Source organism: Enterovibrio qingdaonensis (assembly GCF_028683135.1).
GTDB classification, from domain to species: domain Bacteria; phylum Pseudomonadota; class Gammaproteobacteria; order Enterobacterales; family Vibrionaceae; genus Enterovibrio; species Enterovibrio qingdaonensis.
In genome coordinates this window covers 58298-81195 of record NZ_JAJUBB010000016.1, presented here as the reverse complement: position 1 = coordinate 81195, position 22898 = coordinate 58298, and the positions used below count along the sequence as shown (strand labels likewise).

Below are 22898 nucleotides of genomic sequence, written 5' to 3'. Positions count from 1 at the left end.
TACAAAATGAAAAAGGGGGCATTCTCGCCCCCCTCTTTCTCTAAACTCAGCTAATCACTTCTTCCACATCAATCACTTTGGAGCGATTCACTGTGATTTTCCAGCGCTGTAACGTCACGCTACCGTCAGGGTTCTTTTGCTTTGAAATCAGATTGAATTGGTGACGCTTATCAATCGATTCATGCGAAACCTTGCCCTCATTTAACGCGTAGTAACGATGTTTACCACGTGCCATTAAACGAGAGAATGGACGAAAATCGACGCGCCACACTTCACGCGTCATGTCGTAGCCACTCAAGAATTTGGTGGTCGACATCTGGGTCACCATCTTCATGCGCACAACAGACTCTTCTCGCTGTCGAAGCTTGCCTTTACGAAGCTTACGCACATCATCCGGTAGCTTGTCGAAAGGAATGTAATCAAGCCACTCCAATTGACTACCAATGCGCTGGCCTGAAGTCGGGTCGGTAAACATTTTGCGCCACTTGGGGCGTCCTTTACGAATCCAGCGCCACAGTACGTCTCTCAAATCGTCTTTGAATATCTCGCGAAGGGCATACAGCCCTGCCATCGCCAGCACAAACGACATGGTAATTTCACCCAGAAAGCTGCGCATGCGGATAATTGCGACTGTCACGAAGATCATGACCAAGCCCGTCGCCGTACCCTTTGCTAGCTTATTTAAGGTTTGTCCCAACACCACATCGTTTTGTCGAATGGTAACGGGGTATTCAATCAAGCGTCTGGCCAAGCGCATTTTGTTCACCATACGGGTGGGATCATTCTGCGCTTTTATCGAGTTGTAGTTTTGCTCGACACGATAGTTAGATTCAGACTCACAAAACGCGATCAATTGCTCGCGCATCGGCTTAAATGCCGCGCTTCTTGGCATGTGCGCAACCAAAGATAAAAAGCGCTGCTCAGTCAGCCAGGACAGGTAATTATCGATGTTGTTGTAGTACTTGATGAGACTTTCGTCTTTTGGCACATAACGGCGCAATCGACGAAGAATTTCCACGGCCATATCCGTGATGAATTCGAGTTGTTCGACCGCCTCTTCTTCTTCAACATCTGCCACCGTGTCAAAAAATCGGTGCGTTGTTTTTTCTAAAGAGAGCGCATATTGATAGGCGTACAAACTCAAACTGACGCGGTATTTGTCAGACGGCAATTTATCCCGGCTCGCGAGTCGAGAATGTACCAGCGGTAAGTGGTACTGAGACGTGAAATAGGTACGAGTGTTAGACAACACCGTATTGTAGAACTGATCTTCGCTGATAACGTTTTTCGAAAAATTCAGCTCACCAGGGACAAAAAGGTAGAACTCGACATCCTGTCGTTTTATCTCTTCGTTAATTAGCGCAATCCGTGCTGTTAATCCCTCATATTTTTCTACAGAGATCAATGCGTACTCCAAACATTCTCTTTCACACGGGTCTCTCCGCTTCGTGACACATAGTTTAACGAATAAGGAATTCAAAATAGAACTATATTTGCGAGGAGAAAGAAATCGAGACTAAGTGTATAAATTATGAGCGCACCTTGTGCGTTTCGCCATAATCCTTTTAATATCTGAGATATAGGTAGGTAAAGCCTATGTCACTAACCGACTTATCCACAGAAAAAGTGCATAACTCACATTTAATAAGTGCGGGGAATTTGCGCGAAATCGGTACCACTACGGAAGACGCTTTGGGTAATCAAGAAACAATACCTGCTTTTTCGCCGATGACCAACTCGACCACTTAGTGTCATGAAGTGCTACCACAACCACCCCACAGGTCGGCAAATTATCGATCGTAAAAGGAAGGCTGGTGATCAGCTGATTCAACGCAGGGTTATGACCGATTAACATGACACGCTGATTCACATCATCAAACCCTTCGATGACCCGAACCAAATCACGCCATGCTTCTGTGTAAACATCCGCGCTTTCATCAATGATAGGTGCGGAAGCGGAAAGCTCGCTCGCAATCAAACGTGCCGTTTCTCTGGCGCGTAACGCAGTGCTGCTAACAATTAACGATGGTGCCATTTGCCAGGCAGCAAGCCGTTTTCCCATTTGAGGTGCGTTACGTCGGCCACGAGCATTCAGTGGCCTATCGTGATCATTCAGCGACGCATCCTTCCAACATGACTTGGCATGCCGGACAAGAAATAACAGCTTCATTTCGCCTGCATGTCTTGTTCTAGCTTCTCTCGCATTCGTGTTTGAACCACATCGACCAAAAGATCGGGCTGAAATTTAGACACAAAGCGATTACAGCCGACTTTTTCCACCATGGCCTCATTAAAGCTGCCACTTAAAGATGTATTCAGCGCAATATACAAATGACTCATTCTGCTATCAGCACGGACTTCAGACGTCAGCTTATACCCGTCCATTTCAGGCATTTCAGCATCTGTTATCATCAACAGAATTTCATCGGTGACTTCTTTTCCTTCATCACACCATGATTTTAAAAGCTGCAGTGCATGCGCGCCGTTTTTCTTCTCGATACATTCAATGCCTAACTGACCGAGTGTTTCTGTCACTTGTCGCCTTGCCGTAGAAGAGTCATCAACGACAAGGACACGTTTGTTCGCCAAATGCGCAGACAAATCGGCATCCAGCACCTCTTCCGAAATGCCGATATCGTAGGAAATGATTTCCGCCAGCACCTTCTCAACGTCAATGATCTCAACCAGCTTGGGATGACCTTCATGTTCCAAACGGGTAATCGCGGTGAGGTAGTTCCCACGCCCCGTTGTTGGTGGTTCCAATATTTCATCCCACCCCATATTTTTGATGTACACCACCTGCCCCACAAGGAAAGCTTGCACAGTTCGGTTGTACTCAGTGACGATGAGATTGCTCTCTTGGTCTTTCTCAAGCGGCCTCATGCCTATCGACTGACGCATATCTATCACAGGAATAGAATGGCCACGTATCGTCGCGACACCGCAAACTTTCGGATGCGCACCCGGCATTTGATTAAGGTGAGGGACTTTCAACACTTCGCGAACTTTAAACACGTTGATCGCGAATAACTGGCTGGTGCCTAATTGAAAAATAAGCAGCTCTAGTCGGTTTTCCCCGACCAATCGGGTACGAGAATCTACAGAATCTAAAATACTTGTCATTATCGTTATGCCGTATCGAACACTATTGTTTCTGCAACGAAGCGGTGTACTGTTTGCTCAACAATAAGCGCAAAAGGCGTTAGGTTTCATTCATCCCCTCAAAGAGCCTTTGAGTGCCTAAGCTGCCTAGTGACGCAAACCCCGTTTTCATTCCCCAAGTTAACCACAAATATCCGCAACACTCATGTTCCGTTTACTGTTTAGCGCGTTAATTATCATTTCCTCATTAATAATAGAAAATCTCCTTGAAGAAAGCGAAACCCCGCCATCACAAAAGCCTTGAACTTCCGTTTCATTCACTACGTATTGACACTTTCATGGAACGAAATCTTGCTGACCCGTGCCAATAAATTGATACAACCTAGGTGTTATCGTCAATACGACAAGCTACAATTAGAGGACAATAAGAATGGTTTATACGTCCATAACAGGCGCTGACATGAAAAGTAAAGCCAACGAATCACAGGGAATGTTGCTATTTAGGCTGACGGCAACACAGTCCTTTGCAATAGGTACCCTGAAAGTGCGCGAGATTGTGCCTTTTTGTCCTCTTACCGCGCTGCCAGGTTCTCATTCAACTGTCATCGGTACAGCCAATATTCGAGGTGTCACCACCCCTGTTATCGATATGGCAAAAGCCATAGGCTACAAACCGATCGCCAAAGAAGAATACGAACGCTGCTTTATCATCATCACTGACTGCCAACGTCGTGTTGTCGGCTTTCTCGTTCGCGCTATCGAAAAGATCAGTGAATGTGATTGGCGAAACATTACATCGCCACCGGATACACTAGGCACAAAAGCATTTCTTACTGGGGTAATGGACGTCGACGACAAGCTCGTACAACTGCTTGATGTTGAGCTTATCATGTACAAAATCTTTCCGTGTGAGGAAGACAAATTACACCCCGTTCTCGCTGACGTTGATCGTGAAAAACTTAAGCCTATGCACATCATCCTTATTGATGACAGCAGTCTTGCAAGACGTCAGCTTTCTGAAGCACTCGACAGCATCAACATCCCCTATGTGGTCAGTAACAATGGCCTAGATGCACTAGACAAAATGAAAAGTGCCGCAAGGGAAGGTCGCCCGTTCGACATTGTCGTGAGTGATATCGAAATGCCCGGCATTGATGGCTATGAATTGGCCTTTGAAATTAGAAATGACAGCGCATTGTCGGAAGCGTATCTCATACTCCACACATCGCTTTCTAGCGAAATAAGTGTCGATCGCGCGCATCAGGTGGGTGCCCACGAAGCACTAACAAAATTTGATGCGACAGAGCTAGTCAGTGCCATGCTACGAGGCGCAAACCTCAAAACAACAGGTGAACACGTTCGCCTTGAAGGTGCCATCGAGTAATTTACTTTCAGTTGCACTTCAGAGGCATGCTGACAACATGCCTCGCCGTATAGCATTCCACTTCCATTTTTCCTACGCTCCCGTCAAATCAGAAGTTTGTTTTAAGTGCCTTTTCATTGATCAAAAGACTGTTTCCCAGTGCCTCAATGTGGTTTAATTTCATCAGGATCACACATAGAAGGTTAAAGACCTATGAACAATGTATTCGAGATCGTTAAGTTCTCTCGTCGCAAAAACAAACTGAAGCGGGAAATTCAGGATAACGAGAAAAAAATCCGCGACAACCAAAAGCGCGTTACCCTGCTTGAGAACCTGCTTGATTACATTCAGCCAGAAATGTCTCACGATGAAATCGTAGAAATCGTTAAAAACATGAAAGCGGACTATGAAGACCGCGTTGACGATCACATCATCAAGAGTGCAGAAATCTCTAAAGAGCGCCGCGAAATCAGCCGTCAAATCAAAGAGTTGACTCGTCTGGACAAAGAAGGCAAAAAATAAGCTTTCTTACGTATTCAGAAAGGAGGCGAAAGCCTCCTTTTTTTATCACTGCTATGTGTTGACCCAGAAAAAACCGGCGAACGCCGGTTTTTTTGTATGGTTGTCCTTTTTAAAGCCAACGCCTGCCCCTAGCAAGGTTCAGTCGCCACCAACTGAGCATTCAGACTAAGTAACGATTATTTGTGACAGAAACATTCCGGTTGTTACGCATCATCGTTAATGGTTGGTTAATCGCCCTTTCCTAAAACCAGACTCGCTTATCATATTTAAACGATTTCTCCTTCCCGCCTTCATTTCTGTCGCCTTCTTTAGAGGTATTGATGAGGAATATATCCTCGTCCCGCACCTCAACCTCTAAAGGAATCTGCAAAATGGAACAATTAACCTCGGCAATTTCAACAGCCATTGAAAAACTCCCAAAGGAGTTCACCACTCATGAACTAATTCTGAAGGTAGCCAAGTTAAACCAACATGCCTATATCGAGGCATTGCATAGCCAACTGGATAAAGAAAATCCTTTCCAATCACTACACGCCAAGATTGGAAAGTTCTTGGGAGAATTTAACAGCATAACCAACACAAAAACGACGAAGACAGACTCAGATATTTTCGGCCAACGCTCTGAAAATGCGGTGTGGATTAAAGCGGCACAGTCATAAGCAATGCGCTTGTTGGATTAAGAACAATGAACATGTGGCTTAGTGACAAGCTAAGCCATTTTTGCCCCATTCCGTCAACAGCTACACACAAAGACCAAATATAAACTCTGCGTACATCGCCACACACGCGATTGCCGATAAATAGAAGCGACGCGTGTTCCAATGTCCCCAAAGCACAAGATATTCCTGCCACATCAAGCCCTTATTTTCCCCCTCTTGTTCTAAACGATTATTCAGGGGCACGTTAAACCGAATGGTGATAAAAAAACTCACTATTGCTAGCATGGCCCCCATCACTAACGGTGATTGAAGCGTCAGTTCTTTGTTGGAATAACCAATGATCAGGACAAACAGGCTACTAAGTGGCGACAGCATAAAAATGAGCAAAAATGCCTTATTTATAATGATCTGATTAATTCGCTTCATGATATTCATACCGCTTTGCTCGGCCAGTACGACCATCACTGTATTGTGAAAGATAAAGAAAATGCCAGCCAAAAACGCAGTTGACATCGCGGCTAGGAGGCTAAAAGTTTGAAATATAAAGAATGACATCATGGTCATTTCCTTGTCCGTGAATGTTTGTCCATTACACAGAATTAAGCGATGATTTAGTTATCAGGAAATCGCAGAATGTTTGCAGGAAGTACAGATTGATGGATGGCAATAACCTACGGGGTGTTGATAAGTTTGACCTGCACCAACGCCGACAGACCGAAACAAGCTCACCGTTACATCAGATCAAAATGAGCAGCGTGTTCTACACCCATTCCACAATGAAACAACCTTGGGGCATCAAGATGCCCTCGATTCCCTCAAGCACTATGTTCCATTTAATATTGAATGGTGAGGCCATTGTTTCTGTCTACGGCGCAAGGATTACGCTGGGGCCGGGAGACTTTATTCTGCTGCCACGAGGGACGGGGCACGAGATTGTCGATGTGAATAACACGCCAGCCATTGACCTATTTGAGAACAACCTCGAAAAAGTCACCGAACATTACGAGCGACTCACAACCAGTGGAAGTGGCGACATTACGACAACATTGTGTGGCACGGTGCTCTTCGACAATGATATTACCACCTCGATCATCAGCTCAATGCCCAACTATATTCTTATCACTGCCCAGTCTGATGCGCGCCAAACCATTGAAAGCGTGGTGCAAGCCATTCAGCGAGAAACCATACATGAAGATTATGGGGCGGGCTTGATCGTATCTAGGCTAGCCGATGTATTAATTTTGCAGTGTATCCGCGCTTGGATAAACGACGTGTCCGAGGAAAACCAAAACTGGATCATGGCCCATACCGATAAACGGTTGTCTCGAGCCATGAAAAAAATTCACGGAGACCCTGCGACCAATATTGATATTGAATCGCTAGCCCGCCTATCAGGCATGTCTCGTACAAGCTTTATCGAATATTTCAAAAAGACGGTTGGCCAGACGCCGAAGAAATACATCACAGACTGGCGGTTGTCGTTGGCGAGAGAGCGACTCTCTCACAGTAGGGAGCATGTACTGAATATTGCCTTAGAGGTGGGTTATCAATCCGAGGCGGCGTTCAGTCGCGCCTATAAAGCCAAATATGGAGAATCACCTTCTCACACAAAAAAAATAGGCTATCTAAAAGCACAAGCCTAGAAAAAAGGTGACCGCCTGACTTTTCCATCAGGCGGATAGACAGCCTTGCTTGTTACCTGCTGTGACATGCAATTGGTAGAGGCAACGCTACCCCCAATAACCACCTTCGATGGTTTTCGTTACATATTCAGCGAATTTCGTTGGCTTTCGCCCTGTTGCTGCTTCTACACCATCCGTCAGGCTCGAATTTCGTCCATCAAATACCACAGTGAACAATTCATGCAGCAGCCACTGGACCTCATCCGGTACGTGCTGGTGTTTCAACATGGCTAAGTAGTCTTGCATTGAGACCGAAGTATACCGGGTCTCTTTTCCTCGCTGTTTGGCAATCTCATCGACACAGTCTCGAAACGTCATCAATTCCGGGCCTGTCACTTCAAATACACGATTACGTTTATCAGTGTCGAGCAATGCCGCGACAACAACGTCTGCAATATCGTCGATATCGATAAAGGGCTCAGGGATATTGCCGGCAGGTAGAACAAGCTCGCCGCGTAAAACACCTTCCGCCATAAAGCTTTCACTGAAGTTTTGAGCAAACCACGATGCGCGAACGACATTCCATGCCAACCCACTATTTATCAGAACCTTTTCAGCTTTTTCCGCGCCCTCTTCCCCACGACCTGACAGAAGGACCAGGTGTTCGACGCCCTCTGATTTCGCCACTTCTACAAAGGCACGGATATCATTTTCCGCCTCTGGCATGGCCAAGTCCGGCTGATACGTTACATACGCGGCTCTCACCCCCTTAAGAGCAGAGGGCCACGAACTGCGTTTTCCCCAATCAAAACTTATCGACGTACTTCGCGACACCGGGCGCGTTTTTATTCCACGGGCAATCAGCCGTTTATTGACTCTCGCGCCTGTCTTTGCATTTTTTCCGATAATAGCAATGGGTGTAGATGAATTCGTCATAACGGGCTCTCCTTGTTGGCGTATAACACTTGGTGACAGTACAAAGTCATGGTGTCCTAAGAGAGCATGTAACTGAATGATGTGAAGTTCGGGATTGTTGACAGAAAGTCCGGACGGCTTACATTGAACTGCGATGTTTACTTCTCTCTGATTATTCTCGTCTGTCGCTCCCCATTCTGTTTACCGTTGATACATTCAGCCCTCCCAAAATGGGCGCATAATTCTTACTGTATCCATTGGGAAATTTTTCAACCAATAGTAAACCCATGGACAGAACTGAAATCCAGAAATCCATGATCAGCCAGCCGGCAACTGCATCGTGCATAAATTCGGTGAAATCAACAGCAATGCTTCCGTGGCAGCTTGAACGTCTTCAAAGGAAAACTCAGGTGCAAGTTCAATGAGTACCATACCGTTTTCGTTGATTTCAAACACACCCATTTCCGTCACGATCAGGTTCACCTGATTGGCGGCTGTCAGCGGCAAGGAACATTGCTTTAACAGCTTCGGCTTGCCTTTCACCGTGTGCTCCATCGCGACAATAACCTTTTTCGCACCGACGACTAAATCCATTGCGCCGCCCATGCCGGGTACCATTTTCCCCGGAATAATCCAGTTAGCAAGATTCCCCTTTTCGTCGACCTGCAACGCACCCAGTACGGTGGCGTCAACATGCCCACCTCGGATGATGGCGAAAGAATCCGCACTGTTAAAGTAACAGGCTCCTTCTACAGCGGTAATATGCTGTCCACCCGCGTTGACCAAATCTGCATCCATCGTCTCTTCACTCGCGAGTTGGTCAATACCAAGTAGGCCGTTTTCCGCTTGCAGTAACAGTTCGACGTCTTTATCAACATGGTTGGCCACCAGCGTAGGCAAACCAATACCGAGGTTGACGATATCACCGTCTTTCATCTCGCGTGCAACACGCCAAGCGATGCGGTGGCGAACGGTGTCTTTATCCAATTGCGCTGTCATTGGTTGTCCTCCACCAGAAAGTGATCGACATAGATGTGATCGACAAAAATGCTTGGGGTGTGAACGGCTTCGGGTTCAATGTCGCCAAGCTCCACAAGTTGCTCTGGCTCGACAACAACGGTTTCTGCGGCGGTTGCCATTAATGGGTTAAAGTTCTGCGTGGTTTTGCTATAAAACACGTTCCCACGGCGGTCGACTTTCGAGCCTCGGATAAGTGCCAAATCGGCTTTCAGGGGTGTTTCCAATAGGTATTTCTTCCCGTCTACCTCAATCACCCGTTTGTTTTCCGCCACGATGGTGCCAAGTCCGGTTGGGGTAAGCACACCTCCCAATCCTGCACCGCCACTACGAATACGTTCTGCAAGCGAGCCTTGGGGAACTAATTCAACCTCTAACGTACCTTCGTTCATTTGCTTACCCGTTTCCGGGTTAGTTCCGATATGGGAGGCATACAGCTTCTTCACCCGCTTTTCGGCGATCAGGCGGCTTGAACCACGACCGGGGGAGCCAGTATCTGTGGTGATCAGTGTGATGTCTTTGATGTCTTTTTTGATGAGCAGATCAATCAAGTGCTCCGGAGCACCTGTCGCCATAAACCCCCCAATCATGATGGTCATGCCATCATGCAAAAGGTTTTCGATCTGTTGTGCGGTTGCGGCTTTTTTCATGGTTTTGGTCCTCAGCAACATTACCAACTACATCTTCGAAGGTGGAGAAATAGCTGCCTGAACCAGCCCTGTATTCATCGCTCGATAAAAACGCCTGCAAGCGTTAAAACTGACTATCGGCGTGCACGTTGCCGACACACTAAAGATGCCTTCCATATCATCCGTGCTCCCACGTCCAATGTATGGTTTTCATTCTATGAAAGGGTGAGAAGTGGTGATATAGACACAAATTCAAAGTCGCTTTGCGAAAATGCAAAGCAACTGAAAGGCATGATGTCAGCAGGGATTTTCCAGCAGGAAGTCTTTGAATTTATTGGCGACGGGAGAAGCAATGCCAGAGGGATGATAATAGAGATTGAGGCTCCATGTACTGGTTTCGAAGTCTTGCATCAACGGGATGAGAGCACCGTTTTCAATGGCGGATTCACTGACAAATTGTGGCAGGTAAGCCACACCCGCCCCTTGAGTCACGCCACGAAGCAGAAGGTCGCTGTCGTTCACTTCAATGGTTTTTGGCACCTTGAGTACAATGGTTTCTACACCTTTTTGGAAGATCCACTCGTTACTGCCCGTGAGTGTGGTCGCGACCAGACACGCATGGCTATGCAAATCTTCTGGCTGTGACGGTAAGCCCCGTTTTTCTGTGTATTGCGGCGAAGCAACTACCACAAATGGCGATGCCAGCAACTCGCGCTTAACCAACATCAGGTCCTTTTCACGGTATCCCTGAAACCGCGCGTTGGCACTGATCATCAAATCACTGGTGCTGGCATGGTCGAGGGCCCAAGGGGTCACGTTTATATTGAACGTCACCTTCGGGTTGAGTCGGGAATACTCGGTGATTTTATCCATCAAATAGTGGTTGGCATAAACTGGCGTGCAGGCGATGTTGATGTGGCCTTTCTCGTGATCCTGAAACCCTTCCAGTTTACGACTGATACGCTCGGCTTTGTCGACAATGGGTGAGAATTCTTCATACAAGGTCTGGCCCGCCTGAGTCGCTTCCAAAAGCCGGTTGGAACGATGGCAAAGTGTGGTACCGAAATGCTGCTCTAGCTCCTGAAGCCAGCGACTCCCTGCCGACACCGAAACGTTAAATTGACGCGCCGCAGAGGATATAGAGCCTGTGCGGATCACGTAGATAAAGAACGCCATTTTATCGAGCATGAAATCTCTCCGGGACTAAACCAGAACTTGAATGTATACCTAAATCCCTTTGTAAAATATTCGGTTACGTTTTGCACGTGCACCACGGGCAGTTTTGGAATTTGGTGGGTTCGCATCGCATCGTGTGCTGCAAGTGTCAGTGAGTTTGGGTATTGAGCAGGGAGAAAAATCGGAGAAACAAAACACGCACTTTGACCATTCAAGCTAAAGTGCGCTTAACAGACCATCTTCTAGATAATAGAAAGGGCTACATCTGCGCCCCTAACTGCCAAGGGACAAATTCATTATCCCCCAACCCATTGAGCTCACTTTTGGACGCTTCCCCAGAGGCAACAGCAACAATCACGTCGAAGATCTCCCTTCCCTTGTCTTGCAAAGAAATACCTTGATCGATGATGTCACCACAGTTGATGTCCATGTCCTCTTCCATCTTTTCATACATGCTGGAATTGGTGGCGAGCTTGATCGACGGGGCTGGTTTGTAACCAAAGACTGAACCACGCCCTGTGGTGAAACAAACCAGTGTTGAGCCAGATGCTACCTGCCCTGTGATTGCACAAGGGTCGTATCCGGGCCCGTCCATGAGCACAAAACCCTTTTTATCAATCTTCTGCGAATACAGATAAACATCCATCAACGGCGAGGTTCCCGCTTTGGCGATAGCCCCTAACGACTTTTCAAAGATGGTGGTTAAGCCACCAGCTTTGTTGCCCGGCGTCGGGTTGTTATCCATTTCACCGCCATTTTTTGCGGCATAGTTTTCCCACCATTTAATCCTTTCTACCAATTTTTGGCCTGCTTCCAGCGTGGCAGCGCGTCGGGTTAACAGGTGTTCCGCTCCATACACCTCGGGGGTTTCAGACAACACTACCGTTCCGCCCGCACTCACGAGCAGGTCGGCAGCAACACCCAACGCGGGGTTAGCCGTGATCCCCGAATAACCGTCAGAGCCACCACATTGCAGTGCGATGGTGAGCTCGGAGACGGGCTGCTCGGTACGCTTACATTCATTGGCTGTTAGTAACATGGCTTTGATGAGTTCAACACCCGCTGCCACCGTTTTTCGCGTACCGCCGACATCTTGAATAATGAGTTTTCGAAACTCCTCGCCTTCCACAATGCCTGTTTCTTCAACCATTCTAGATATTTGCATCACTTCACAGCCCAACCCCACCATAAGCACGGATGCAAAATTGGGGTGGCAAGCGTAACCCATAAATGTGCGCTGAAGGTTATGGTATCCCTCGCCATCAGATTTAATACAACAGCCGGCACCATGTACAAGAGGCACAACACCATCCACATTGGGATAATGTTTGAGAATGCCGCTTTCCTTTACCGCTTCCGCGATCAGCTTTGCCACTGTGGCTGAGCAATTCACGCTCGTGAGAATGCCAATGTAGTTGCGTGTGCCGACTTTTCCCGATGCGCGTTTGAAGCCCATAAACGTACGGTCAGCCTGACTGAAATCCGGCGTAAACCGCTGTGCATCGCTACAAAAATCGTAATCCCGTTCTACATCTTCAACACCACAATTGTGGCTATGCACATGCTCCCCGACGGAAATGGCAGTTTTGGCAAACCCGATAACCTGCGCATATTTGGTGACTTCATCGCCTTCGCTGTGCGCTTTAACCGCAACCTTGTGGCCTCTTGGGATGCTGTTTTTTACAACCAGTTCACCCACCGAGATTCGAGACCCGGCAGGGATATCTTCCAGTGCCAGCGCGACACTGTCTTTGTCATTGAGGAGCGCAACTTTTTTTATTGATGGGCTGTTCATAGCAACCTTCCCTGTTCTCAAACGAACGCTTCAACATCTCGCGATGCTGCGCCTCGTCTCTCCAATCTCTCTAGCTGTTTGAGCTGTCAGATTTCCATTGTTTAAATGAACGCAGCATGTCGTTTCTCCATGTGACTGCATCGTCCAATCCCATCTTGCTCTCAATCGCTTCTACCTCGGCTGCAGCATTTTTTGCAGCGTCCAGATCCCAAGGGGTTGGGTTGGCACGGCTTTTTGCGATCTCGAAATTAAAGCCTCTAAACCTTTCTGCGTAATCCACCAATCCACCCGGCGCATTGTGAGAAATCGTTTGAAATGGCCCCATAAATGACCAACGGTGGCTCAGCCCGTCTCTGACGCATTTATCAATCACCTCTACCGAGGCATAACCTTCTTGGTACAGCCACCATGCTTCATTCAGCAATGCACCTTGTAGTCGGTTCAAAATAAAGCCTTCGATCTCTTTGTTGACCACCACTGGGGTTTGACCGATGTCGTTCATCAGTAACGTGGCTTTTTCAGTGACACTTGCATTCGTCCAAGGGGCGGGAACCATTTCAACCAAAGGGATCAAATGCGGAGGGTTAACAGGGTGTGCAATGAGACACTGCGCTCTGTGACCTAACGCTTCAGAAAAAGCAGAACAAGGAATACTGGATGACGAGCTGGCAAGAATGACATCCTCGCCCACCAAAGCGTCCATTGCTGAGAATATATCCTGTTTGGCTTCTAACGTTTCAAAAATCGACTCTTGAACATAGCCAGCATCTTCTAGTGCTTCTGCCAACAACGCAGTGTATGTAATGCGCTGTATGACTTCATCAGCGTTACTAGTTAGTGATGCAAGCTCCTGACGGATATAACGCTCAGAGTTAGCAAAGGAACTCTCATCTCTGTCATAGATATGAACGCGATAACCCGCATTTGCAAAAGCTATTGCCCATGAAGAACCAATCAGCCCGGAGCCAATAACGGTGATTTTATCCATAAATCTTTTCTTTCCTGATAGGGTCTGTTGACCTTTGGTAGATTGATTAAACAGTGAGATATCTGGGGAAACATCTCACTGGTAGAAACGGACGTGTTGCTACTCTCCCAGAACGGTCAGAGGCAACCATAACGTAAGTTGCGGCCATACCAAGGCAATCACCAGGCCGATAACCTGAATGATGACAAAGGGGATAATGGCCCGATAAATCGTTTTGATATTGATGTCTTTGGCGACGCCTTTTATGTAAAACAGTGCGTAGCCAAACGGTGGTGTTAGGAAGCTGGTCTGAAGATTGATTGCCACTAACATTGCAAACCACAGCAATTGCTGTTCGGAAGACAGTCCCAGGCCGAAATCCATAGCGGCAATGATGGGTGTAAAAAGCGGCAAAACAATAAAGCTAATTTCAACCCACTCAAGGAAAAAGCCGAGCACAAATATAATGCCGAGCAGAACGAAAAGTGTGCCATATGCGCCCAGGTCAAACGAGAAGATGGCAGCCTCAATCATGGCGTTGCCTTTAAGGCCTTTAAACACCATGCTGAAAAGGGTGGCACCAACAAGAACCGCCAAGATCATGCCTGATGTTCTTCCTGTCTCGAGAACACAGGTTTTCACGTTTTCAAAGGTCAGCTTCCGATTTATGGCAGCAAGGAGCATCGCACAAATCACGCCGAGCCCAGCAGCCTCAGTGGGTGTTGCAACCCCCGTCGCAATGGTACCAAGCACCGTGAGGATAAGTGCCAATGGCGCAAAAAGGTCCCGACATAACGCGAGAAACAGCGAGCCTTCGTTCTCTCTCTTCTTCACTGCGGGTGCGACATCAGGCTTCAAAATGGAAATAACAATGATATAGCCGATGTAGAGTCCACCCAACAACATGCCGGGGAAGACAGCCGCAAGGAAAAGATCGCCTACGGAGATCTGAAGAATGTCCCCGACCAGTACCAACATGATTGAGGGCGGGATTAAAATCCCCAAGGTGCCTGAGGCCGCAATTGTCCCCACGGCTAATTTGGGATCATATTTTTCTTTCAACATGACAGGCAATGCAAGCACACCAAGCATCACCACAGATGCCCCGACAATACCCGTACTCGCTGCCATAATAATGCCAAGTAGTGCAACCGATATCGCCAGCCCGCCCCGTCGACCGCCCAAAAGACGCTCCAACGAATAAAGCAGGTTTTCAGCCAGTCCTGATTTATCTAATAACGTCCCCATAAAAACAAAAAGGGGAACAGCAAGAAGCAGCCAGTTGGAAATTACACCTGCATAAATCCGTGATACGCCTATACCTAAAAATGCGTACGGCAAATCTCCAATAAACGCAAAAACAACCCCTACGCCACCGAGTACAAACGCCACCGGATAGCCAACAAAAATACCCATCATTAAACAAATAACCATGGATAGAGGGAGGATATACTCCATTTATTTATCCTCATTTTGGTTGGGTTTTATCAAACGCTTTACGTTATTGATAATCAGAAAAACACCTGCAGCCATCAGCAAAGCAAACCCAATCGGGATCGTTGACTTGATCAAAAATCGGTCATACAAACCGTCGTAGTCCGACCCTTCACCAATCCTTAGTGCTCGCTCGGCAGAGTTCCAACCATGATCAATCACGACATAGCAAAATGGGAGGAGGAAAATGATGTGTCCGATAGTATCGATAATGCGTTTTGTGCGACTCGACATCCCCTGACGCAGAAAGTCCACTCTGACGTGTGAGTCAGTGACTAACCCTCCCGCAATGGTCAGCATCAACATAAGACCAAACAGATGCCACTGAAGATCGCCAAGGCTTGCTGATGTCAGTCGCGAGCCAAAGAGGAGTATCTCATCCTGCCATTCGGCAATCTTGCCAATGTCGAGAAAGGAGGCCAACACCGAGAGGCCAACGAGAAAGACAATCGGAATAATTAGCCACGCGGCGATGTCACCCACCCAAACAATCCCTTTCAGGACTGTTTGGGTGATATCGCGCTGGCCATCATGAGTTTTTAATTCATCACTCATTGCTGCCAGCCTGTTTTATTTAGGGATGGATTGAAGTGAGTTCCAGCGGTCCGCAGACGCTGCGTATGCTTTCATCGACTGATATGCTTCGCCATACAGTGCATCTTTTTTCGCTTCTTCTTCGAGTACAGACTCAGCCACTGTGCGCAGTTCCGCCAAGACGGGATCTGGGAATCTTTTCACAACAGTACCCGTTGCTTCGAATGCTTCAATTTGAGGGGTTTGCGCTGGCGGCGCGGCATTCAATGTCCACATCAGGCTGGTTTGGCAAGCGGCTTCCATCATGGCTTGCTCTTGTTTAGAGAAGCCCTTCCACACATCCATGTTAATCAACAAAGCATCGACACTTGCTGGTTGGTGCCAACCAGGGTAGTAGTAGTATTTTGCGATCTTATTGAAGCCCAGTTGCTTATCTATAATCGGAAGGGAGAACTCGGTCGCGTCGATACGGCCACGTTCCAAGGCTAAATAAATCTCACCCGCAGGAAGGTATTGCGCTGATGCCCCAAGTTCATTCAGCACTCGGGCACCGACACCCGCCATTCGCATCTTCAATCCGTTAAAGTCTTTCACCGATGTAATTTCTTTATTAAACCAGCCACCCGGCTCAGGGTTGGTCACGTGGCACGCAAGCACTTTGACATTCAACTTATCAAAGCCTTTTTGGATGATTTCAAGACCGCCACCAAGGTGAATCCAAGACGCTAAGACACCAGGGCCAGCTCCAAATGGGGTTGCGGCAATTTTGGCAACGGGAACCTGTCCACCCCATTGCCCTAGAAATGTCCAACCTGCGGGGATAGCACCAGACCCGACGCTTTCAAGAATTTCTCCCGCAGGAACAAGTTCACCTGCACCGTAAAGTTTGAAACCCATCTTGCCACCAGACATATCTCTCAAGGTTTGATCCATGAGTTTTGTACTGTCACTCAAAAAGACAAGGTCTTTAGGGATACTCAAATGAACATCTAGCTCTTTGGCAGACGCAGCCCCACTTGCCAACACAGCAATCGCAGAAACAGCAACCATGCTTTTCATCAATAGTTTCTTCATGCGTTTTCTCCAAACGTTTTAACGTTGCATTATGGAAATGAAATAGGGTAAACGATTACCTAAAGTCTGTTTATCCGTTAACAATTTGTCAACATGGCTATTGTAGACATTATGAGACAACATCCGTTGAGCTGAGGAAATATAATTATAAGCACTTGATAATTAGCTTTTAAAAAAATTAGAAAGATGCTGTGACATGAGGTTATAAGGAAAGGCATATGTTAATCGGCTTGACAACAAAGTATGTCAAAGCCAGTATCCTAGGTAAAACGATTACCTTTCGCATGCAGTTAAGTGGTTCCCACATTGAAGGCGAGATGAATCGATAAAGGCACACTTAGGGATAGGAAAAGAGAGTGGCAGACAAAGCCAAAAGCGCAAAAATCACAGATGTTGCCAACCTAGCCGGTGTTTCTGTTGCCACCGTGTCGAGGATAATTAATGGCGTGGCAAAAAAAGCCTCGCCCGACACGGTGCGTAAAGTAAAAGCCGCGATTGCTGAGCTAAATTACCAACCCTCCGGTGTTGGCAGGGCATTGCGTCGTAATAAGTCCCACTTGATCGCCATGGTGATACCCGATGCGAATAATGCGTTTTACGCAGCAGTCGCAACGTCCGTCGAGTCAGCACTTCGCCAAAAAGGCTATTCGATGATTTTATGTAATTCAGACGAAGACGCCGACACGCAAGACCTTTACTTAGCGGAAATGCGCTCGCTTTTGGTTAGTGGCGTGGCATTACTTGGGGCAGTCCCGAGCCCTGAATTAGAAAAAATGGTGAATAGCGGTTTTCCCGTTGTGTTTATCAATCGAAAAGCCCCCAAAGGACTGACTGCTCCCTTTGTCGGAATTGACAACTATGCGGCTGGCGTATGTGTCGCAGAGCAATTTATCAATCAAGGGTATACCGATTGCGCTGCGATTCATGGCCCGCTCCACTCACCAGCGCAACAAGCTCGCTTTCAAGGCTACGTTGATAGATTGTCAGAAGAAGGCATCCAATTGAAGCCTGAATGGGTGCGAGAGGCAAAGCTCACCATCGAATCTGGTTACTCTGCCGCTTCCTCCATGCTCACTGGAGGCGACAAGCATTTCCCGCGTGCCATTTTTTGCGGAAACGATCCAATTGCATACGGTAGCTATCGGCGCTGCCAAGATCTAGGCCTTCAAATACCTAAAGATGTCGCCCTATTCGGGTTTGATGACAATCCCCTTAATCAATGGCTCGCCCCTTGGTTAAGCACTATCCATGCACCCTATGAAAGTTTCGGTGCAGCGGTTGTCAGTGCTTTTGAACGCACATGGGGCAACGAATCCGGTGCACAGGAAATGGAAACCATTTTACCGTTCTCTGTGACCCAACGATCTTCGGTTTAACACCAAAAGAAAAATGCGGCGTTATCATGCGCCGTTTTTTTTAAACGAAAAGGGTAAACGATTACCTTATCGTGAAACGAACAGAACGGCGAGGTTGTCCTGCAAATACAATCACGCCACCAAGGAGGAATTTATGAAAGTTCAGGAACGATTTTCATTAAAGCCAGGGCTTCGGGTATTGATAACGGCCGGTGCCTCTGGCATTGGACGCGCGATGGCGGAACGATTTTCCGACAGCGGCGCCAAGGTACACATCTGCGATATTTCAGACGAGGCACTTCATCGTGTTCAAAATGAACGCCCTGAGTTTGGGGTAACACGGTGCGATGTTAGTGACTCAGCTCAGATAAAACAGCTATTCGACGAAGCCATTCAACATCTTGGTGGTCTGGATGTGCTTATCAATAACGCTGGCATCGCAGGGCCAACAGCCGCGATAGAAGATATCGATGAAGAGCAATGGCATCAAACCATCGATATCAACCTCAATAGCCAATATCACTGTACCCGACTCGCCGCCCCCATCCTTAAACAACAAGGTGATGGTGTAATTATTAACATCTCCTCTCAAGCGGGACGCTTTGGTTTTGCCAACCGCACGCCCTATGCCGCTGCAAAATGGGGGATCGTCGGTTTGACTGCCAGCCTAGCTAAAGAGCTGGGGCCTGATGGCATACGGGTCAACAGTATCCTTCCCGGCATTGTCGAAGGGCCTCGTATTGAGGGAGTCATTCGTGCCCGCGCTGAGCTAACCGGAGCCACTTACGAAGAAACGAAACAGCAGAGCTTAAACCAAATTTCACTCAGGCGAATGGTGTCAGCGGAAGACATCGCTGACATGGCGTTATTTCTGTGTATGCCCGCTGGGAGCAATATCTCCGGACAATCTATCAGCGTGTGTGGAAACGTCGAAACGCTGTAGCACCCTGACAGTATTCCCAATCTAGTGAGAATAAGAATATGGCTAAATCAAACAAGGTAATCATCACCTGTGCAGTGACAGGTGCTATCCATACCCCGTCCATGTCACCCTATTTACCTGTGACGGCGGATGAAATTGCAACATCGGCCATAGAGGCCTCAGAAGCAGGTGCGGCAGTCCTTCACTTGCACGCCAGAAACCCACATGACGGCAGCCCGACACAAGAGCCCGCCGAGTTCGAAAAGTTCCTCCCACAAATCAAAGAAAGCACCAACGCGGTCATTAATATTACAACGGGCGGCAGCCCCCATATGACGGTACAGGAAAGGCTTCAGCCAGCCCTGAAATTTCAGCCTGAACTGGCTTCGTTGAATATGGGGTCTATGAATTTTGGCTTGTACCCCATGCTTAAACGTTTTAGTAAGTTCGACCATGAGTGGGAAAAAGATCACTTGGAGAATAGCCGTGACTTGGTGTTCAAAAACACGTTTTCTGACATCGAGTACATATTGGAATCTTGCGGTAATAACGGCACACGATTCGAATTCGAATGTTATGACACCTCGCATCTATACAACCTTGCGCATTTTGTCGACCGTGGGCTCGTCCAACCGCCATTTTTCATTCAGACGGTATTTGGTCTGCTAGGAGGAATTGGTGCTCATCCAGACGACCTCATGCATATGAAAAGAACGGCTGACCGATTGTTTGGAAATGATTATCACTGGTCGATTTTGGGCGCAGGCCGCAGCCAGATCCCTCTCGCCAGCATTGGCGCGGCAATGGGATCCAACGTGCGTGTGGGATTGGAAGACTCGCTCTGGGCTGGCCCTGGTCGTATGGCGGAGTCGAATGCCACTCAGGTATCCATCATTCGGCAGGTGCTGACAGGGCTCTCACTCGAGATCGCAACGCCAGACGAAGCGAGAGAGATGTTGGGGCTTAAAGGGGCAGACAAGGTCGCGTTTTAACTACACTTTTGGTTTGCATGGAAACGCTAAGGGAAAATCAACATGATATATCAGCTCAATGAAGCCCACGTTCAGTATGACCCAAGCAACTGCTTTATTGCCGACAGTGCGGCTGTCATTGGCTCAGTGACGCTCGAAGCCTCAGTCAGTGTTTGGTTTCATACTGTCGTGCGGGGAGATACCAGTCCTATTTTTGTCGGTTCGAGAACAAATGTACAAGATGGGGCTGTTCTGCATGCAGACCCCGGCTACCCGCTAACTATCGGTCAGGATGTCACCATTGGACATAAAGCAGTGGTTCATGGCTGCACCATCGGTGATGGCAGCTTGATAGGCATCAATGCCGTGATACTGAATGGAGCGACAGTGGGGAAAAATTGCTTAATTGGCGCAAATGCTTTGATACCTGAGGGAATGAACATTCCGGACGGTTCACTAGTGATTGGTTCTCCCGGCAAAGTGAAACGCCAACTCACTGAAGCGGAGATTGACGGACTCATGGCTTCTGCAGATCACTATGTGAAAAACGGGGACCGTTTTCGAAAAGGACTTCAGATACAGGGCTAGCATTCAACATGGCATCGCGGAATAACCGTGATGCCATCATGATCGCACATTAAGCTATCAGCTTATGTCTTACTCTCTGATCTCTTTAAGAATTCTATTGTTCGTTATCCACCCAACCACACTTCCCTTTCTATCTCCTGATGATGTCACAAAGACATCCTGACATTTTTCGAGATCTTCCATTTTTATTTTCGCGTCATACAGGGAGCGATCCGTGGATATAAACACGGCAGAATTTTTGAACATTTGCACTGTGGCGTTCTCCGTCATTGCCATATCCCCAATTGTGACTTCATCAACATTTTGCGTCGCATCGGTGGCGACTTGGAGCAGGTAGGTGGAAATTGGCTGCAAGTGAACAATCGCCACGAACTTGCCTTGCGAATCCAATATGGGAATACGTTTAACGCCTGCACTTTCCATTTGGTGCTGAATGTCTTTCACTTTTAGCAAACTAAAATCATCCGCGGTTATCTTGGTGATACCTTCTAGCTTCCTCATGGCCTCTGTTGCTGTAATGGGCTTGAGTTTTTTCTCTGCCACAGAGGCATACGTTTCAATGGCAGCTTCAGTGGCTGCTTGAAAGCTGTCTCGCGTGAAATAAAAGGCTAATACTGTCCCCACCCATGCCCCGACCAAAGGCAGGATCGAGTTAAATAATTGCATTGCAATTTCAGCGGTTTTAATTCCTCGCGGAGACGCTAGCAATGCAACAGTAGCCACTATTCCAACCAATACGATACTGTATGTAGAAACCCTCATAGCCAACATTCCACGAACTTCTTTTTTTTCTCCGTTGCCTCTAAGACTCGAATTCATTACTCATCCTCGCAACAAAATATGTCGACAGCCTGAATGTAATGCTAGACAGATGAGTGTCTTAAACCATATCGCTTTTGCGACTTCACTTAAATTGACGTAAAAATCAAACCAAAACTGTGCGATAATATTCATACTGTTGTGACATTAAACTTTATCAATCCATTAGAACTCCTACATATCATGAATACATCTTCACTTCCGACATCAAGAACCGATTGGAAAATATTTTTTAGACGCGCAAAAACCGTAGATACTCTCGATCTAATGCTCGAGGGTGCACTAAATAAACTTACTAAGCCCAGTGAAATCGCTGATGCAATTTTGGCGCATGAAGACAGATTGGATGAAATAGAAGGTTTCACTCGGTAAACACTTGTACGAAACTGGCTGATATTGATCTTTTTTGAGCCTCGCTCTTCAGGCATTTGCAAGCAATCAAGCCATTAAATGCGAATGGCTAAGTAAGCTTACGGCGCACTCTTGGCCTTTTTCCGCACGAAAATCGAATAAAAACGAGCGAAGATTTTCGTTTTTGGCCCAACACATAGCTTCTAACTGCATGATTTAAATCCATAAAAAAATAAAAATAAAATTACCTATCTATTCTATTCGCAACCTGTATAGTGTATGAAGCTCTTGAGTCAGAGCTATTAATTAAGCATTTAGTCCAAGTCTATTCTCGGTTTTCTTTCGAATTAATTCGTCATACTACTTCAGCGATAACTTCTTCTTAATATCCAATTTAGTAGCTCTCCTCTACATGTTTAATTGTTGTCGTTGGAAAAATATAAATACCACACTGAAACAATTAATTTTCAGGCGGTCAAAATTAGGAAATAGAAATGAGAAAGAAAAAGAAAGACAGTTTTCAAAAGAAAGCCTGGAAAAACGGTAACGAAGCACGTTTTGAACAAATGGTTGCTGAATACCATACCGCGAAGGCAGCACTAGAAGCGATGACGGCTGGTACGCCTGAACACGAAGCGCAGAAGAAGCTTTGTGATACTCTGTTTGCGGGTGCTGAGCGCTTCTTCAAACAACATCAATAATCAACATTATCGAATGAGACAGAAGCCCAAAGCTCTGTATTTTCTCGTTGATTATAAGGCCCGATACATTCGGGCTTTTTTATACCTAACCGTCACCCCCTGACGTTATTACACTTCAACTACGCCCCTGCGGTGAAGCTGATTATCAATACGTAAGAACAAGTCACTTCACTGTGTCACGCAAGATTGATACAGCGCTAACACGCAATCTAGCACCATACTTTGTCGTCCGCACACTCATTCCTGCTTGCATAACAGCATCAAGCCAGCAACCCGCTCACGACACTACATGGCTGACTTATGAGGTGCGACAGGCAGTTGC

General features: G+C 47.0%; 23 protein-coding genes. 9 read left to right on the top strand and 14 right to left on the bottom strand.

The genetic code is table 11. The features are described from left to right. Nucleotides 1-46: 46 nt before the first annotated feature. The 3 genes from LRP49_RS18640 to LRP49_RS18630 all read right to left on the bottom strand — a co-directional run bounded on the left by LRP49_RS18640 (nucleotide 47) and on the right by LRP49_RS18630 (nucleotide 3123). Nucleotides 47-1405 carry a hypothetical protein gene (locus LRP49_RS18640; RefSeq protein ID WP_274143941.1) on the bottom strand — a complete coding sequence of 453 codons (1359 nt, stop codon included), beginning with the start codon at nucleotides 1403-1405 and terminating at the stop codon, nucleotides 47-49. 273 nt (nucleotides 1406-1678) lie between these two features. Beyond that, entirely contained in the window at nucleotides 1679-2170 is a 492-nt protein-coding gene (locus LRP49_RS18635) for a SixA phosphatase family protein (RefSeq protein ID WP_274143897.1), read from the bottom strand. Beyond that, nucleotides 2167-3123 carry a chemotaxis protein CheV gene (locus LRP49_RS18630; protein WP_274143896.1) on the bottom strand — a complete coding sequence of 319 codons (957 nt, stop codon included), beginning with the start codon at nucleotides 3121-3123 and terminating at the stop codon, nucleotides 2167-2169. Before LRP49_RS18630 ends, LRP49_RS18635 begins: the two co-directional genes overlap by 4 nt. 439 nt (nucleotides 3124-3562) lie before the next feature. Here LRP49_RS18630 and LRP49_RS18625 point away from each other — a divergent pair, with 439 nt between their 5' ends. The 3 genes from LRP49_RS18625 to LRP49_RS18615 all read left to right on the top strand — a co-directional run bounded on the left by LRP49_RS18625 (nucleotide 3563) and on the right by LRP49_RS18615 (nucleotide 5646). Next, complete coding sequence (locus tag LRP49_RS18625; RefSeq protein WP_274143894.1) at nucleotides 3563-4486, top strand: chemotaxis protein; 924 nt, start codon at nucleotides 3563-3565, stop codon at nucleotides 4484-4486. Between the two features lie 192 nt (nucleotides 4487-4678). Further along, nucleotides 4679-4987, top strand: a complete 309-nt coding sequence (locus tag LRP49_RS18620) for a DUF496 family protein (protein WP_067413977.1) — start codon at nucleotides 4679-4681, stop codon at nucleotides 4985-4987. Between the two features lie 371 nt (nucleotides 4988-5358). Further along, nucleotides 5359-5646, top strand: coding sequence for a hypothetical protein (locus LRP49_RS18615; RefSeq protein ID WP_274143892.1), 288 nt, complete (start codon nucleotides 5359-5361; stop codon nucleotides 5644-5646). A gap of 81 nt (nucleotides 5647-5727) precedes the next feature. On the opposite strand, the gene LRP49_RS18610 is transcribed toward LRP49_RS18615, so the two are convergent. Then, nucleotides 5728-6204 carry an anthrone oxygenase family protein gene (locus LRP49_RS18610; protein WP_274143890.1) on the bottom strand — a complete coding sequence of 159 codons (477 nt, stop codon included), beginning with the start codon at nucleotides 6202-6204 and terminating at the stop codon, nucleotides 5728-5730. 98 nt (nucleotides 6205-6302) lie between these two features. Here LRP49_RS18610 and LRP49_RS18605 point away from each other — a divergent pair, with 98 nt between their 5' ends. Then, on the top strand, nucleotides 6303-7289 hold the full coding sequence (locus LRP49_RS18605; protein WP_274143888.1) for an AraC family transcriptional regulator: 987 nt from the start codon (nucleotides 6303-6305) through the stop codon (nucleotides 7287-7289). An 87-nt stretch (nucleotides 7290-7376) separates the two neighbouring features. Here the strand turns inward: LRP49_RS18605 and LRP49_RS18600 are convergent, their stop codons facing one another. The 9 genes from LRP49_RS18600 to LRP49_RS18560 form a co-directional block, all read right to left on the bottom strand. Continuing rightward, a complete protein-coding gene (locus tag LRP49_RS18600; protein ID WP_274143886.1) occupies nucleotides 7377-8204 on the bottom strand; it encodes an SDR family oxidoreductase in 828 nt (275 codons plus the stop codon). A 297-nt stretch (nucleotides 8205-8501) separates the two neighbouring features. After that, nucleotides 8502-9182, bottom strand: coding sequence for a 3-oxoacid CoA-transferase subunit B (locus tag LRP49_RS18595; RefSeq protein ID WP_274143884.1), 681 nt, complete (start codon nucleotides 9180-9182; stop codon nucleotides 8502-8504). Further along, a complete protein-coding gene (locus LRP49_RS18590; protein ID WP_274143882.1) occupies nucleotides 9179-9850 on the bottom strand; it encodes a CoA transferase subunit A in 672 nt (223 codons plus the stop codon). Before LRP49_RS18590 ends, LRP49_RS18595 begins: the two co-directional genes overlap by 4 nt. A gap of 276 nt (nucleotides 9851-10126) precedes the next feature. Further along, nucleotides 10127-11017 (bottom strand): LysR family transcriptional regulator, encoded by an 891-nt coding sequence (locus tag LRP49_RS18585; protein WP_274143880.1) that lies wholly within the window; start codon nucleotides 11015-11017, stop codon nucleotides 10127-10129. A 247-nt stretch (nucleotides 11018-11264) separates the two neighbouring features. Next, the gene (locus LRP49_RS18580) at nucleotides 11265-12800 is read right to left on the bottom strand and encodes a UxaA family hydrolase (protein ID WP_274143878.1); all 1536 of its coding nucleotides are present in this window, start codon (nucleotides 12798-12800) and stop codon (nucleotides 11265-11267) included. 70 nt (nucleotides 12801-12870) lie between these two features. Beyond that, entirely contained in the window at nucleotides 12871-13788 is a 918-nt protein-coding gene (locus tag LRP49_RS18575; protein WP_274143876.1) for a 3-hydroxyacyl-CoA dehydrogenase, read from the bottom strand. A 99-nt stretch (nucleotides 13789-13887) separates the two neighbouring features. Beyond that, entirely contained in the window at nucleotides 13888-15225 is a 1338-nt protein-coding gene (locus LRP49_RS18570) for a TRAP transporter large permease (protein WP_274143874.1), read from the bottom strand. Beyond that, the gene (locus tag LRP49_RS18565) at nucleotides 15226-15816 is read right to left on the bottom strand and encodes a TRAP transporter small permease subunit (RefSeq protein ID WP_274143872.1); all 591 of its coding nucleotides are present in this window, start codon (nucleotides 15814-15816) and stop codon (nucleotides 15226-15228) included. 15 nt (nucleotides 15817-15831) lie between these two features. Continuing rightward, nucleotides 15832-16869: a TRAP transporter substrate-binding protein gene (locus LRP49_RS18560; RefSeq protein WP_274143870.1), complete on the bottom strand. Its 1038-nt coding sequence runs from the start codon at nucleotides 16867-16869 to the stop codon at nucleotides 15832-15834. A gap of 356 nt (nucleotides 16870-17225) precedes the next feature. On the opposite strand from LRP49_RS18560, the gene LRP49_RS18555 reads away from it, so the two are divergent. The 4 genes from LRP49_RS18555 to LRP49_RS18540 all read left to right on the top strand — a co-directional run bounded on the left by LRP49_RS18555 (nucleotide 17226) and on the right by LRP49_RS18540 (nucleotide 20705). Continuing rightward, nucleotides 17226-18245 carry a LacI family DNA-binding transcriptional regulator gene (locus LRP49_RS18555; RefSeq protein WP_274143868.1) on the top strand — a complete coding sequence of 340 codons (1020 nt, stop codon included), beginning with the start codon at nucleotides 17226-17228 and terminating at the stop codon, nucleotides 18243-18245. Nucleotides 18246-18378: 133 nt separating this feature from the next. Beyond that, nucleotides 18379-19167 carry an SDR family oxidoreductase gene (locus LRP49_RS18550; protein WP_274143867.1) on the top strand — a complete coding sequence of 263 codons (789 nt, stop codon included), beginning with the start codon at nucleotides 18379-18381 and terminating at the stop codon, nucleotides 19165-19167. A gap of 38 nt (nucleotides 19168-19205) precedes the next feature. Beyond that, a complete protein-coding gene (gene kce / locus LRP49_RS18545; RefSeq protein ID WP_274143865.1) occupies nucleotides 19206-20138 on the top strand; it encodes a 3,5-dioxohexanoate:acetyl-CoA acetone transferase in 933 nt (310 codons plus the stop codon). 42 nt (nucleotides 20139-20180) lie between these two features. Further along, on the top strand, nucleotides 20181-20705 hold the full coding sequence (locus LRP49_RS18540) for a gamma carbonic anhydrase family protein (RefSeq protein WP_274143863.1): 525 nt from the start codon (nucleotides 20181-20183) through the stop codon (nucleotides 20703-20705). A 69-nt stretch (nucleotides 20706-20774) separates the two neighbouring features. On the opposite strand, the gene LRP49_RS18535 is transcribed toward LRP49_RS18540, so the two are convergent. Next, a complete protein-coding gene (locus LRP49_RS18535; protein WP_274143861.1) occupies nucleotides 20775-21524 on the bottom strand; it encodes a CBS domain-containing protein in 750 nt (249 codons plus the stop codon). An 845-nt stretch (nucleotides 21525-22369) separates the two neighbouring features. On the opposite strand from LRP49_RS18535, the gene LRP49_RS18525 reads away from it, so the two are divergent. Then, a complete protein-coding gene (locus LRP49_RS18525) occupies nucleotides 22370-22576 on the top strand; it encodes a hypothetical protein (RefSeq protein WP_274143857.1) in 207 nt (68 codons plus the stop codon). Nucleotides 22577-22898 lie beyond the last annotated feature (322 nt).